This is a genomic window from Mycobacterium sp. URHB0021, assembly GCF_054057895.1.
Genome location: NZ_JBSRZT010000002.1, coordinates 4,701,312 through 4,715,949, shown reverse-complemented (window position 1 = coordinate 4,715,949; position 14,638 = coordinate 4,701,312). Strand labels below are relative to the sequence as shown.

Genomic DNA, 14,638 nt, shown 5'->3' with positions numbered 1-14,638 from the left:
GCATGCGGCCGGATGCTCCCGATCCGACGACACCGCTGTGGCGGGCGGCGCAGGTATTCCGGCTGCTGAGTTGCATTTACGCGCTCGGCTTTCAGATTGCGATCAACCCCGGCTTGGCGCGGCCAGCGGCCGCGTGGCTGCTGTTTTCGGTGTTGGCCGGATGGAGCGCCACCTGTGGATTCGCCTATCTGCAGGGCTTCGGCCGCCGCTGGGCCTGGGTCCTTGCCGAACTGCTCGTCGTGGTTGCGCTGTTGCTGTCCACCGAATTCGTCGCGTCCAGGCAGTGGGCGCTGGACAACCAGTCGTGGCCGACGACCCTCTGGGCGACCAATGCGACGATCTCCGCGGCAATCCTGAGCGGGCCGATCGCGGGGATGCTCGCCGGGGTGGTGGTGATGATTGCGAGCACCGTCGTGAAGGGCACCTTCAACTACGACCTCGGCCGCAACGCGACGATCGTCATCGAACTCGCAGTGGGGCTGGCGGTCGGCATGGCGGCGCAGACGGCGCGTCGTGCACACGCCGAACTCGAACACGCGGCACGGCTGGCGGCGTCTCTCGACGAGCGCGAACGGCTGTCCCGGCAGGTGCACGATGGCGCGATCCAGGTTCTTGCCCTGATGTCACGCCGCGGGCGCGAGATCGGTGGAGAGGCTGCCGAACTGGCGGAGTTGGCGAGTGAGCAGGAGCGTGCGTTACGGCGGCTGGTGAGTTCTGCGGACGCCGAGCCACGGTCGGACGCCTTGGCCGATGTGGGCGCGCGACTACGGCGGCGAGCCTCCGATCGGGTGTCGGTGAGCCTGCCCGCCGAACCGGTCCTGTTGGACGGCGACATCGCCGATGAGCTGTGTGCGGCGGTGGCCAACGCGCTGGACAACGTCGCCGCGCATGCGGGGCCGAATGCCCGCGCCTACGTCCTGCTCGAGGACCTCGGCGACTCCGTGACGGTGAGTGTCCGTGACGACGGTATCGGTATCGCAGACGGGCGGCTGGAGGAGGCTGTTGCCGAAGGGCGAATGGGTGTGGCGAATTCGATTGTGGGACGGATGGAGTGGCTGGGTGGCAGCGCAAGGCTGAACACCGGGCCGGAATGTGGGACGGAATGGGAGCTGACGGTACCCCGACGGTGATGGTGGTCGATGACCATCCCATCTGGCGAGACGCAGTGGCCCGCGACCTCGCCGAGGACGGATTCACCGTGGTCGCGACGGCGGACGGCGTGGCAGCGGCAAGGCGCCGTGCTGCCGTTGTGCATCCTGACGTGGTCGTGATGGACATGCGACTCGCCGACGGTGATGGCGCCCAGGCGACCGCGGAGGTGCTCGCGGTGTCGCCGTCCACGCGGATCCTGGTGCTCTCGGCGTCCGACGAGCGCGATGATGTGCTCGAAGCGGTAAAGGCCGGAGCCACAGGATATCTCGTCAAAAGCGCATCCAAACAAGAGCTGGGAGAAGCGGTTCGTGCCACCGCGGAAGGCCGTGCGGTGTTCACTCCGGGACTGGCCGGTTTGGTGTTGGGGGAGTACCGGCGGATCGCGCAGAAGCCCGGCGCCGGCCCCGACACACCGAGCCTGACCGAGCGTGAGACAGAGGTGCTGCGCTTCGTGGCCAAGGGTATGACGGCCAAGCAGATCGCCGGGCGGCTGTCGCTGAGCCACCGCACCGTCGAGAACCACGTCCAGGCGACATTCCGCAAGCTCCAGGTGGCCAACCGGGTCGAGTTGGCCCGCTACGCGATCGAGCACGGCCTGGACAGGGAGTAGCGCAGTCGAGTAGTCCTACTCATCCGAGACGGTGAGTCCGCTGCGACGATGACCGCATGACCGAACCGCATCGGGCCGTCATCGCCCGGCTCTCGGCGGACTTCGCCTCGATTTCGCAGCAGCTGGCGCGGGTTTCCGCTGATCTGACCGAACTCGACCGGGTGTTGACGGGTCGGCCCCCGCTAGCCCAGCCAGCGGCCGCGCCCTACTGGCCGCAATATCCCCCACAGTACGACTACCCGCCGCCACCTCCGTCGCCGGTGGTGCCGGCGAACCCGCGACCCGAGCGATCGGAGGGCTGGATCGGCAAGGTGCTGGCCGTCGCGGGCGTCGCCGTCACGCTGATCGGGGTCGCGCTGCTGCTGGTGCTCGCCGCGCAGGCCGGCATCCTGCGGCCGGAGATCCGGGTCGGCGCCGGCGCACTGCTGGCGGCGGGTCTGGTCGCGGCTGCAGCCTGGCTGCATGCGCGCCACGGCGGCCGGGTCGGCGCCATCGCGCTGGCCGCCACGGGCATCGCGGCGGCCTACATCGACGTCATCGCCACCACCACGATCTATCACTGGCTGTCCGCCCCGGTCGGGCTCGCCATCGCCGCGGTGGTCGGCGGCGGCGGCCTGACACTCGCGCGGCATTGGAGCTCCGAGCATCTCGGGCTGCTCGTGCTGGTGCCGCTCGTCGTGCTGGCGCCAATCATCACCGACGGGATCACCCTGCTCCTGATCGGCTTCATGCTGGCGCTGTCGGCGGCCTCGCTTCCGGTGCAACTCGGCAGGGACTGGATCTGGCTGTACGCGGCGCGCACTGCGGCAGGCACGTTGCCGCTCCTGGTCGCGCTGGCTGAGGTGTACTTCGACGGTCACCGCGACCTGTGGCTGGCCGGCGCGTGTGGCATCGCCGGGTTCCTGGCCGTCTTCGGCGCGTTGATACTGCTGTCGCGCACCGGGAATCGCGCCGCGATGGCGTTGCTGACCGCGGCGGGTGTGCTTCCGGTGTTGTGTGTGTCGCCCGCCACCGGCCGGGCTGTCGCCGCGCTGATGGCCGCGGCCCTGGCCGCGGCGATGCTCGCGATCGTGGCGCTCGGCGATCGGCTGCCGGGCATACCCGGCGTCGTGCGGCACATCTGGTCGGGGCTGTCGGCGATCTCGGCGCTGATCGCGGTGACCGTCGCATTCGACGGCCATGTCGCGGGCCCTATCCTGCTGGCCTTGGCGGTGGTGCTCGCCATCGCGGGGCGCCGGGATGACGTGGCCCGGTGGGCAGCGATAGGCTTCACCGTCGTCGGGGGCGGGTTCTATCTGACCTTCGCACCGCCCAGCTCGCTGATGCATGCGAGTGAAACAGCCACGGCGACAGTGATTTCCGTGTTGGCCTCCAGCCTGCTGCTTGTTGTGTGCGCGGTGGCGATCGGGTGGTGCTGGAGTAGGCCCGACGCGATGGTGTGGGCAGGCGCAGCCGTCGTCGTCGGTTATGCGGTCAGCACTTTCACGGTCACCGCAGGCGTGCTCATCGGTGGGGTGGGTGGCGGCTTCTTCGGCGGGCATATGGCCGCGACGATCTGCTGGATCGCCGTGGCTGCCGCATTGTTCGGGTACGCGGCGCGGCTGCCTCGAGCCGACCGGTCATTGCCGATCGGGGCCGGTTTGGCGGTCGTGGCGGCGGCGACGGCCAAGCTGTTTCTCTTCGACCTCGGCACGCTGGACGGCATCTTCCGGGTCGCGGTGTTCATCGTGGTAGGTCTCGTACTGCTGGGCATGGGCGCCGGTTACGCACGGCTGCTCGATAAGCAGGACCGGCAACAAGACCGCCAGGTGTGAGTCTCCTCACGCGCTAGACTGGAACCATTCCAATTTAGGAGAGGTTGAAAAGGGCATGAGCCCAACGACACGTCGCACCGAAGCAGAAGTACAGCCATTTCAAGTGTCACCCGCGATGAGCGCGAACCTCCAGCGGGTGCTGGTGGACCTGATCGAGCTCCACCTTCAGGGCAAGCAGGCGCATTGGAATGTCGTCGGGACCAACTTCCGCGATCTGCACCTGCAGCTGGACGAGCTCGTCGACTTCGCGCGCGAGGCCAGCGACACCGTGGCAGAGCGCATGCGGGCACTGGACTCCGTGCCGGACGGGCGCTCCGACACCGTGGCGGCAGGCACCACCCTGCCTGCGTTTCCGGCGTACGAGCACACCACCACCGAGGTGGTCGAGCTGATCGCCGGCCGCATCTATGCCGCTGTCGACACCATGCGGGCGGTGCACGACGATGTCGACGCCGAGGACCCGAGCACCGCCGACGTTCTCCACCAGCTGATCGATGGCCTCGAGAAGCTGGCCTGGCTGATCAAGTCGGAGAACCGGAAGGTCTAAGGACCGGCCGCGGCGCCCTGCTCGACAGCGCCACGGACGGCGGCATCGTCGCGCCTTGCCATCAGATACCAGGTGTGCATGACCCCCTTGCCCTTGATTTCGATATCACCACGTTCCTCGAGTTCGAAGGCGTGGTCGAGGCGCTCATACACGTTCTGCGGCACCTGGATTCGGCCCTCGACGTCGGTGGTTTCCATCCTCGACGCCACGTTGACCGCGTCGCCCCAGACGTCGTAGAAGAACTTGCGCGCCCCCACCACGCCGGCGACCACCGGTCCGGCCGCCAGCCCGATGCGCAACGGCACCTCGCGGCCGTGGGGATCTCTCAGCCCGGCAACGGCCTCGGCCATGTCCAGAGCCAGACAGGCCAGCGCCTCGATGTGATCATCGCGCGGTTCCGGCACGCCGCTGACCACCATGTAGGAGTCACCGCTGGTCTTGACCTTCTCCAGCCCATGCTTATCGACCAGCGCGTCGAGATCGGTGTACAGCCGGTCGAGGAAGCGCACCAATTCGCTCGGTGTCATATTGCTCGCGCGTTTGGTGTAACCGGCGATGTCGGCGAACAGAATCGACGCGTCGTCGTACTTGTCGGCGATGATGGTGCGCGACGGGTCCTTCAGGCGCTCTGCGATGGTGGCCGGCAAGATATTGGTCAGCAGCCTCTCGGAGCGTTCATACTCGGACTCCATTGCGTCTCTCGCACGGGCGATTTCGCGTAGTGCATACCAGACCGTCGCCACGACCAGCACCCATGCGGAGACCGTGGTGATGACAAACCCTGAAGTACGCGCCCATTGAGGTAACACGCCGGTGTCGTCGGGCACCCAGAACTCGAGCGCGATGGCCGTTCCGGCGCCCAGTGCCGCGAGCGCCGAGGCCAGCATCATGTGGTCGATGCCGAGGATCAGCACCATGAGCGTCGCCGCTACGAGGAAGTAGAACTGCATGCCCGAGCCCGTGCCGACGTGCCAGCCGATGACAGTGATCGACGCGTAGGCGACGACGAAGAACACCAGCGGGGCAACGATCTCGCCGAACCGGTAGAGCACCGGGATGAACAAGAAGATCACAGCGCTGACGAGATTGAGAATTCCCATCCAGAGCACATCGGGCCCGATGAGAAGCTGTTGGACGCCGAAGAACGCGCTGACGACCGCGCCGATCCGTGCGGCGACGGTGAGCACCCCCAGGTGCCGGGCCACTCGTTCGGCCTGGTGGCGCGTGCGGGCCGGAACCCGGGACTCCAGCGCCATCTCGGGCACACAGATGGGGCGCAACTTGACCACCACGGACTAAGCCTAACCCTGTCGAACGCGTCTACCAGGGCTTTCGCCGTTCGACGGCGTCGGGACCGGCAAGGAGGTGGTTGCCTTTGCTCACGGACTCGGCCTCGGCCGGCGCCGTGGAGACAGGGCTTTGCCATGTATTCGCGCCCCTGTCGCATCGGCTCACCACCAGACGACGTGAGTGAATGCGCCACCGCCCAGACGATCGGGACCAGGACGATCCGTACACCCTGCTGCTCGGACGGCGGTTGACAAGTCGCTTGCCGCGCTCATGAAAGATAGCTGTAGTGGCGGGCATGCATAGCAACGCGACGTGAATCGCAGATGGAGCAGGCGGAAAAGTTGCTTGCCTCAAACCGCCGGCGTTGGACTTCGCGTAGTTAGCGAGAATGTGAGCAACGCGGTGTCGTGACTTAAGTGTTATAAGCTGCCAGTTCTCACATTAGGGACACCTTTATCAGGTGAAACCTACTTTCAGTATCCCTTTGCTGAATCCACGCATATGCGTACGACATCTTGGTGCGACGCGTGGACCTGCATTTTAACTGCCCGTGGGAAGGGAAAGATCGGCGACGTGATAACTGCAGAACTTTTCGATTTGCTGAGCGTCTTTTCGCTTCATCGGTTAATTTGGTGTACGGCATGCTTCCGATGTGTCCGGAACGAGATCTCTCCCAGGAGTAGCTATGAGGTGCTTCGTGGCCCGCCATTGGCGGCGTTGTGCGATAACGACCGTGATTGCCGTGGCGCCCATCGCCATCGTGTGCGCCTACGTCACGAATTTGCTCGTACCGACCGCACCGCTTCCACGGGTGGTCAGCGCGGCGAGCCTCAACATCATCGAGACCGCAGGCATCGTCAATTCCGACCAGACCATCGGAATGTCGGACTCGGACATCTATGACCCGAACCTGACGGACGCACAAGTCATCGAGCGCATACAGCAGATGCAGAATCTGGGCGTCGACACCATCCGTGTCCTGGTCCCCTGGGGCGTAATCCGCCCTGTTCCGCCTGGCGACCCCTTGGAGACGTTCTTTCCCCCGGACTGGAAGCGCATCGACCTGATCATCAGCCAGGCGCAGCAGCGCAACATGGCGGTGCTCGGCGTACTGAACTCGACACCGTATTACGGCGGTGAGGACGGCCGGGGCTGCGTCGGCTGCTATGGGGTCGCCCCCGATCCCCAGAAGTTCGCGGCCTTCGCTTCCGAAGCCGTCACACGCCTGAATACTCTTTTCCCGGGCGTGATTTCGGCCTACGAGGTGTGGAATGAGCCGAACCTGTACCAATCTTGGATGCCTGCGCCGGATCCGGTGGCGTACACGGAACTGTTGAAGCAGGCGTACACGGCGATCAAGGCCGCCGATCCCAACGCACTGGTGGTGGCCGGCGTGCTCACCACGGTGATCAACTGGGGTGACGCGACGGTGGATCCGCGGACATTCCTGGCCACCATGTATGCCAACGGCGCCAAGGGCTTCTTCGACGCGCTCTCGATCCACCCGTACAGCTACCAACAGAAGTTCTCCGACGGCGACTGTAATGACTTCTGCCAGAACACGCCACTTCAGCAGCTGATCGATCTGCGACAGATGATGATCGACAACGGCGACCAGCTCGCCAAGATCTGGGCGACCGAGTACGGTCTCGGCACCGCCCTGCTGACCGGCACCGAAGAACAACGCGAGCAGCAGCAATCGGATTGGATCAAGGACTTCCTCGATACCTGGGCCACTGTGGATCAGGACCCGGCATACCAAAACCTGGGCACCGACTGGTTGGGTCCTGCGTTCATCTATACCATCCAGGAGCGACTGAACAACACGGACGAGAACGGTTCGCTCGGCATCTTCAAGTACGGCGACGACTGGATTCCCAAGCTGGCTGCCATCATGCTCAAGAAGCTCATCGAAGACCGTGAGGCCGCCCAGAACCCAACTGACCCAACGAATCCGACCGGCCCGGGTAATCCCGGCGCCGGCCCTGGCACGGGTACTGGCACCCCTCCCGCCGTCGATCCTGTCGCCGCGTTCGCTCAATCGATCGCTCAAGCCCTGACTCACTTCTTGAATCAGATCAACCAGCTCGGCCAGGCCATCGCACAGGCTGTGTCCAGTGCAGTCGCCAACCTGTTCAACGGTCTTGCCAATCTGGGTGGCGCCGCCGTGACTCCGCTCGGATTGTCCGCCGACACGCAGCACGCCCTTGCCGTGGGAAGCAGGATGGCTGCGGCATCGGTGCAGGCCGGATCCACCACGGCTACCGACAAGCTCACCGCCGGTGAGGGAGCCGCCGCATCGGCTGCCGACGAGGGGTTGGCAGCCGACGAGGCCACTACCACCGTGGTCACCGATCCGACAGTGACCGAGAGACCCAACACGACCGAGGAGCCCGCGGCGACCGAGGAGCCCAAGGCGGAGGAGCCCAAGGCGGATGAGCCGAAGAAGGGTGACGAGCCCAACGAGACGACTCCGGGCCGCAAGCACGACGAGTCCAACAACGATTCGCCGAAGAAGCCCGACAACAAGAAGCCCGACGGCAAGAAAGGCGACGCCAAGAAGGGCGACGCCAAGAAGGGCGACGAGCGGCCGGCGCCTGGCAGGCACACGCACTACACCCACCCGAAGCGTGGCAACGGTGCGACCAACGAGGGCGCGCCAGCAGCGGCGGGCACGGCCGAAACCGGGGCCGTCTCCTAATCCGACGACATCCGGGCGGCGTCTCGGGCTCGCAGGGCCAGCCACAACTCGTGGCGATCCTGGGCGGACTCCAGGCGCCGCCCGGTCAGTCGTTCCACCGCGTCGATACGGTTGCGCATCGTATGCCGGTGTACCCGAAGGGCGCTGGCCGCCGATCCCCAATGTCCGTTGTGCTCGAGGAAAGCCGTCAGTCCTCGGATGAGTTCATCGGCACGGTCGGCCGTATCCAAGGGACCCAGTACGGCGTCGGCGAAGGCTTGAAGGGATTGCGCGCCGACGGTGTTGAGTAGCAGTCGGCTGCTGGCGATCTCCTCGGCGTGCATGTGTCTGCCCTGCAGGCGACTGGCAGGCAGTGCCGAGCGCGCCTGCCGCAGGGACACCACCAGGGCGCCGGGCCGTACCGCGATGCCGATCCCTGCGGCCCGGTGGGCGGCCAGTGTGCCCAGCACGGCAGGCAGGTCGGTGTCCAGCGTGGCGGCCAGTTCGACCACTTCGCCGACCACCCTCACCAGCGCATCGGGAAGGGTGATCAACAGATCGGCCGCCAGGTCATCGGCATCGTGTGGCGCAGCGACCGCTGCGGCGCGGAGATCGGCATCGGGCAGTCCCACCGAGGTCAGCCAACGCGCGGCGACGACGTCGTCGACCGTGGCCCGCGCCAGCCGGTCCAGCACCTGTGCCCGGCCGCGGCGCTGAGCGGTGTTCAGGCCGTGCCGACGCTCCAGCTCGAGTGACAACAGCGAAACCAGATCGCCCGAAATCTGATGTCCCGCCGGTTGTTCGGCGGGACCGTCAATCAACAGCCAGGCGCGCAATCGACGGGCGCCGAGTGCGTGCAACTCTCTGCGCCGACCGTCGCTGATGTCCGCGGCTGCCGCATTGAGGCCTTGGTCGCGTACGGATTCGAGCAGGCTCGACAGGCGGGCGACCAACCGGTCCCCGCTCGGATCGGATTGGGCCAACACTCTGCCGAGCAGGTCGATGACGACGCCCGCCCGACCGGTCGCCTCGTGATGCGCGGCCAGGATGCCGAGCAGGCCGCCGGGTGTGACGGCCGCCGCGGTGAGCGCACGCTGGGTCTGCAGCGCCCACTCGAGCTCCTTTCGTTCGGCGCGCGCCCGGTAGGCGAAGACCGCCTTGGTCACCGCGATGAACGGAACCGGGTCCGGGACCGTCAGTAGCGGCATGCCCACCTTCTCGGCGGCCGTGACGAGTCTGGTTGGCGCCCGTTGATGGGGGAGTTCGGCACCCAGCCCCAAGGCGATGGCCCGCACGCCGGCGGCATCGAGGTCGGCCAGGTAGGACCGGCAGCCCGCGGCGCTTTTCGGCAGCAGGAGGCCGATGGTCAACAAGAGCTCGCCGCCCTGCAACCACGGTCCCGGATTGGCCAGCTCGGAGACCGCGGCAGCCTCGATCTCGCGAGAGACGTTTGCCTGGCCGGCGACGAGCTGGAGACCGAGCTCAGGGTCGGCCACTAGCTCGGCGACGGTGAGCATGGACATATCGTCGAACATTCAGCTGTCAACTTCTACAAATTGGCTATATCCGTACCCGGGGCTTTGCGGAAACGTGTCTGTCTATGACGCCGCAAGAACCCATCGGACCAGTCGATGCCACCCGCGTGCCCCGGTATGCAGGCCCCGCCACCTTCGCACGACTGCCCCGTACGGACGAGGTGACCCATACCGACGTCGCGATCGTCGGCATCCCCTTCGACTCCGGCGTCTCCTACCGGCCGGGCGCCAGATTCGGTCCGGGGCACATTCGCGCCTCCTCCAAGTTGCTTCGGCCCTATCACCCGCCTCTGGATGTCGAGCCATTCGCCGTCCAGCAGGTTGCCGACGCGGGCGACATTGCGGTCAACCCTTTCGACATCGAAGAGGCGATCACCACGATCGAGCGTGCCTCCGATCAACTCCGCGACGGCGGTACCAAGCTCATCACCCTCGGCGGGGATCACACCATCGCGTTGCCGCTGCTGCGCTCGGCATATCTCGAACATGGCCCGATAGCCGTGCTGCACTTCGACGCTCACCTCGACACCTGGGACACCTACTTCGGTGCGCCCTTCACTCACGGCACCCCGTTCCGCCGCGCCAGCGAGGAAGGCCTGCTCGACCCCGAGCACTGCCTGCACGTCGGCATCCGCGGACCGCTGTATGCCTCCACCGACCTCTCGGATGACCGGGTGCTCGGCTTCCAGGTGATCGGCAGCGACGAATTCCAGATCGACGGCCTCGCCGCAGTCATCGAGCGGATGCGGGCCCGCATCGGGGATGCACCGGTCTATGTCTCGGTCGACATCGATGTGCTCGACCCGGCGCACGCGCCCGGTACCGGCACGCCGGAAGCCGGTGGCATGACGAGTCGCGAACTGCTGCACTGCCTGCGGACCCTGGTGGGCGCGAACGTCGTCGGTGCCGACATCGTCGAAGTCGCACCGGCATATGACCATGCCGAGATCACCGGCATCGCGGCCGCGCACGTCGCCTACGAACTGATGTCCGTGCTGGCGGTAAAGCGATGACCGATCCGCGCAACGGAGGCTCCGCGGTCGTCGAGACCCTCGCCGCGCATGGCGTCGACAGCATCTTCGGCATTCCCGGCACACATAATCTCGAGATCTACCGGCACCTTCCGAACGCCGGTATCCGCGCCATCACCCCCCGGCACGAGCAGGGGGCCGGTTACGCCGCCGAGGCCTATGCCCGCGTCACCGGCAGGCCAGGAGTGGTGGTGTCCACCAGCGGTCCCGGGCTGACCAACACGATGACCGCCGCTTCCACGGCATACGCGGAGTCGCAGCCGATGCTCGTGCTCTCGTCGGGTCTGCCGACCGGAGCCGAGGGGCGCGACCTCGGTCAGTTGCACGAGGCCAAGAACATCACCGAGGCAATGGGTCAGCTGGTGCGGTGGAGTCGGCGAGTGCGCAGTGCCGACGAGGCCGCCGCGGCAGTGACCGAGGCGTTCGGCAGTTTCACCGGAGCCCGGCCGCGGCCCGTGCACATCGAGATCCCCATCGACGTGCTCGAGCAGAGTTGGGCCGGTGAACCGCGGACGGCGGCGAAAGCCCCCCCGCCCGAAGCTGATCCCACTGCTGTCGGCCGGGTCGCCGAGGTGTTGGCCGCCGCCGCGGCGCCGATGATCATCGCCGGCGGCGGCGCGGTCGACGCACAGCGGGAACTGACCGCTCTCGCCGAGGCGCTCGGCGCTCCGGTCGCCACCACGGTCAACGGCAAGGGTGTGCTGGACGAGGCGCACCCCCTGTGCGTCGGTGCGTCGGTCCGGCTGCGGGCGCTGCAGAAGGCGGCGGCCGACAGTGACGCCCTGCTTGTGGTCGGCAGCGAGCTCGGCGATTCGGACCTGTGGGAGGGCCAGATCCGCGGCCGGACGGTCATCCGTTGCGATATCGACCCCGCTCAGCTCGACAAGAACTGCCCGGGCGACCACGCGCTGGCGGGCGATGCGGCGGCGACGGTTGCCGCGCTGGCGGCGGCGCTGCCTGGCCGCCCGCCCCTGAGCGCAGAACGTGCGGCGGCTTTGCGGGCGGTGTGCCGCGACGAAGCGGCCAAGGACGCGGATGTGTATGCCGATATCAACGCGGCGGTCCGCGCCGCTCTGCCCGCCGAGGCGGTGTTGTGTGGAGACAGTTCACAGGTCACCTACTTCGGCTCGGTGCACTTCTTCGACCTGCCCGCGCCACGGCGGTTCTGCTACTCACCGGGCTACGCCACCCTCGGATACGGCCTACCGGCCGGTCTGGGCGCCGCCGTCGGACGGCCCGGGACACCGGTGGCCGTCCTGGTCGGCGACGGTGCGTTGATGTTTTCCGTACAGGAACTGGTAACCCTTGTGGAGCAACGTCTTCCGGTCCCGGTTGTCGTCGTGGACAACGGCGGATACCGGGAGATCCGTGACCAGGAAGCCGCTCGGGGCATCCCGCCGATCGGCGTCGAACTACGGACCCCCGACCTCGCCGCGATGGCGGTCGCGATGGGTGCGCGTGGGGTGCGCACCACCTCGACCGCCGACCTCACCGATTTCGTCGACGCGGCCCTCGGCGCCGACGGCCCCACCCTCATCCATTTCGACATCCGCTGAAAGGACTGCGAGCCATGGACATAGCGATCGTCGCGATCTACATCGCCGGTATGATTGCCTTCGGCTTCTGGGGAAAGCGCAAAGCCACAACGCAATCAGACTTCTTGGTGGCCGGCCGCCGCCTCGGCCCACTGCTGTATTCGGGCACCATGGCCGCGATCGTGCTCGGTGGCGCCTCGACCATCGGCGGTGTCGGGCTCGGCTACCAGTACGGCATCTCCGGCATGTGGCTGGTGGTTGCCATCGGCGTCGGCATCCTTCTGCTCAGCCTGCTCTTCGCGGGGCGGATTCAGCGGCTACGCGTCTACACGGTGAGCCAGATGCTCGAATTGCGCTATGGCCCTGGTTCTTCGGTGCTGTCCGGCGTGGTGATGTGGGGCTACACGCTGATGTTGTCGGTCACCTCGACGATCGCCTACTCGACCATCTTCGGTGCGCTGTTCGACATCGGCAGGGTACCCGCGATCATTCTCGGCGGCAGCGTCGTGATCATCTATTCGGTGCTGGGCGGCATGTGGTCGATCACGCTGACCGACTTCGTGCAGTTTCTGGTCAAGACTGTCGGCATCTTCTTCATCCTGCTGCCCATCGCGCTGTACAAGACGGGCGGCTTCAGCGGACTGGCCGAGAAGCTGCCTGCCGACGCCACGTCGTTCACGGCCATCGGCGGGAGCACCATCCTCACCTACTTCGTCATCTACACGTTCGGCCTGCTGATCGGTCAGGACATCTGGCAACGGGTGTTCACCGCGCGCAGTCCCGGTGTCGCCCGCTGGGCGGGCGCCGTTGCCGGTGTCTACTGCCTGCTCTACGCCATCGCCGGTGCAGTGATCGGGATGGCGGCCAAGGTTCTGCTGCCTGCGCTCGAATCCAAGGACGACGCCTTCGCTGAGTTCGTGGAGATGCAGTTGCCGCCGGTGCTGGCCGGCCTGGTGCTCGCTGCGGCGTTGGCCGCGGTGATGTCCACGTCGAGCGGTGCGTTGATCGCCACCGCCACCGTGTTCAGCCAGGACATCGTCGCCCGCCTGCTCAAGCGCGACTTGGAGGCGGGTAGCGAGCACGACCACATTCGCAACAACCGGCTGTACGTCGCCGGCTTCGGCATCGTCATGGTGGCGATCGCGTGCGCGCTGCAGGACGTGGTGGCCGCGCTGACCGTCGCCTACGACATCCTGGTCGGCGGGCTGCTGGTGCCGATCCTCGGCGGGCTGGTCTGGCGGCGTGGGACCAACGTCGGTGCGCTTGCCGCGATGGTCGTCGGCACAGTGGCCACCCTGGCCACGATGTTCGCCACCGACATCCTGGCCAATGAGCCGATCTACGCGGGCCTGGCTTCCGGGCTGCTGGTCTACATCGTTGGCAGCCTGCTCAGCCGCCCGACGCCGCCTGACGTGCTTGCCGAATGGGATCGCCGCAGCCGGAGCCGGGACGTCGAAGCGGCGCCCGCACGGGTCTCGTAGAGGTGCCCTCGGTGAGATTCGAACTCACACTGTACGGGTTTTGAATCCGTTTCCTCTGCCAGTTGGGATACGAGGGCTTGTTCATCTGGCGCGGTCTACCACCATAGAGGATGCCCCGAGGTCGCTCGTCGCGGCTGGTACCGCCACAATGTGTTCCATGTCTTCCACGGCACCCGATCCCGTTTCATCCACCGATGCGCCCAAGCCGCACCGTGTACTCATCGCAGAGGATGAGGCGCTCATCCGGATGGACTTGGCCGAAATGCTGCGCGAAGAGGGCTATGAAATCGTCGGGGAGGCAGGCGACGGGCAAGAGGCGGTCGACCTGGCCGAAGACCTCAAGCCCGATCTGGTGATCATGGACGTCAAGATGCCGCGCAGGGACGGCATCGACGCCGCCTCCGAGATCGCGGGCAAGCGCATCGCGCCGATCGTCATTCTCACCGCCTTCAGCCAGCGCGAGCTGGTGGAGCGTGCGCGCGACGCGGGCGCGATGGCCTATCTGGTCAAACCGTTCAACATCACCGACCTCATTCCGGCAATCGAGGTGGCCGTCAGCCGGTTCAGCGAGATCAGCGCGCTGGAGGAAGAGGTTGCCACGCTGTCCGACCGGCTGGAGACGCGCAAGCTGGTGGAGCGGGCCAAGGGTTTGCTGCAGGCCAAGCAGGGGATGTCCGAACCAGACGCGTTCAAATGGATTCAGCGCGCCGCAATGGACCGTCGGACCACGATGAAGCGGGTCGCCGAGGTGGTGCTGGAAACCCTCGACACGCCAAAGGACTCGTCCAATTCCGAGTAGGGATTCGGGCGCAAACGCGTAAAGAGTGTGTTTCGAAATGCTGGAACGGGCGGATCGCGACGCTGATAAACGTTGCGCATCTTCCAAGATGACGCACCGCGGCCACCTGTTGGCTATGGTCGTCCCGAAGCATCGCCGCCCCGGCCCACCAGGGATGGTGCGTC

At 66.3% G+C, this 14,638-nt stretch carries 11 protein-coding genes and 1 tRNA gene; 9 read left to right on the top strand and 3 right to left on the bottom strand.

From position 1 onward, the window contains the following. Positions 1-2: 2 nt before the first annotated feature. From macS to ACVWWN_RS25500, 4 genes are read left to right on the top strand one after another with little or no spacing between them, the layout of a single operon-like run. The gene (macS, locus tag ACVWWN_RS25515; protein WP_457146331.1) at positions 3-1,130 is read left to right on the top strand and encodes a MacS family sensor histidine kinase; all 1,128 of its coding nucleotides are present in this window, start codon (positions 3-5) and stop codon (positions 1,128-1,130) included. Beyond that, positions 1,103-1,762, top strand: coding sequence for a response regulator (locus tag ACVWWN_RS25510; RefSeq protein WP_457146330.1), 660 nt, complete (start codon positions 1,103-1,105; stop codon positions 1,760-1,762). Before macS ends, ACVWWN_RS25510 begins: the two co-directional genes overlap by 28 nt. Before the next feature lie 56 nt (positions 1,763-1,818). After that, positions 1,819-3,576, top strand: coding sequence for a DUF2339 domain-containing protein (locus ACVWWN_RS25505; protein WP_457146329.1), 1,758 nt, complete (start codon positions 1,819-1,821; stop codon positions 3,574-3,576). A gap of 55 nt (positions 3,577-3,631) precedes the next feature. After that, positions 3,632-4,123 (top strand): Dps family protein, encoded by a 492-nt coding sequence (locus ACVWWN_RS25500; RefSeq protein ID WP_457146328.1) that lies wholly within the window; start codon positions 3,632-3,634, stop codon positions 4,121-4,123. Here the strand turns inward: ACVWWN_RS25500 and ACVWWN_RS25495 are convergent. Further along, positions 4,120-5,379: an adenylate/guanylate cyclase domain-containing protein gene (locus ACVWWN_RS25495; RefSeq protein WP_457149276.1), complete on the bottom strand. Its 1,260-nt coding sequence runs from the start codon at positions 5,377-5,379 to the stop codon at positions 4,120-4,122. The genes ACVWWN_RS25500 and ACVWWN_RS25495 overlap by 4 nt on opposite strands. A 776-nt stretch (positions 5,380-6,155) precedes the next feature. Here ACVWWN_RS25495 and ACVWWN_RS25490 point away from each other — a divergent pair. Beyond that, positions 6,156-8,114 (top strand): cellulase family glycosylhydrolase, encoded by a 1,959-nt coding sequence (locus ACVWWN_RS25490; protein WP_457146327.1) that lies wholly within the window; start codon positions 6,156-6,158, stop codon positions 8,112-8,114. Here ACVWWN_RS25490 and ACVWWN_RS25485 read toward each other — a convergent pair. After that, positions 8,111-9,610: a PucR family transcriptional regulator ligand-binding domain-containing protein gene (locus tag ACVWWN_RS25485; protein ID WP_457146326.1), complete on the bottom strand. Its 1,500-nt coding sequence runs from the start codon at positions 9,608-9,610 to the stop codon at positions 8,111-8,113. The genes ACVWWN_RS25490 and ACVWWN_RS25485 overlap by 4 nt on opposite strands. 83 nt (positions 9,611-9,693) lie before the next feature. On the opposite strand from ACVWWN_RS25485, the gene speB reads away from it, so the two are divergent. Genes speB through ACVWWN_RS25470 form a run of 3 tightly spaced genes read left to right on the top strand, consistent with a single transcriptional unit; the run spans position 9,694 to position 13,675 of the window. After that, positions 9,694-10,641, top strand: a complete 948-nt coding sequence (speB, locus tag ACVWWN_RS25480) for an agmatinase (protein ID WP_457146325.1) — start codon at positions 9,694-9,696, stop codon at positions 10,639-10,641. Continuing rightward, positions 10,638-12,215, top strand: a complete 1,578-nt coding sequence (locus ACVWWN_RS25475; protein WP_457146324.1) for a thiamine pyrophosphate-binding protein — start codon at positions 10,638-10,640, stop codon at positions 12,213-12,215. The genes speB and ACVWWN_RS25475 overlap by 4 nt, the downstream gene beginning before the upstream one ends. 14 nt (positions 12,216-12,229) lie before the next feature. Next, positions 12,230-13,675 (top strand): sodium:solute symporter, encoded by a 1,446-nt coding sequence (locus ACVWWN_RS25470; protein WP_457146323.1) that lies wholly within the window; start codon positions 12,230-12,232, stop codon positions 13,673-13,675. A 3-nt stretch (positions 13,676-13,678) separates the two neighbouring features. Here the strand turns inward: ACVWWN_RS25470 and ACVWWN_RS25465 are convergent. Further along, positions 13,679-13,752, bottom strand: a tRNA-Leu gene (locus ACVWWN_RS25465). An 80-nt stretch (positions 13,753-13,832) separates the two neighbouring features. Between ACVWWN_RS25465 and ACVWWN_RS25460 the strand changes: the two genes are divergently transcribed. Further along, positions 13,833-14,474 carry an ANTAR domain-containing response regulator gene (locus ACVWWN_RS25460; protein WP_457146322.1) on the top strand — a complete coding sequence of 214 codons (642 nt, stop codon included), beginning with the start codon at positions 13,833-13,835 and terminating at the stop codon, positions 14,472-14,474. Positions 14,475-14,638: the final 164 nt, after the last annotated feature.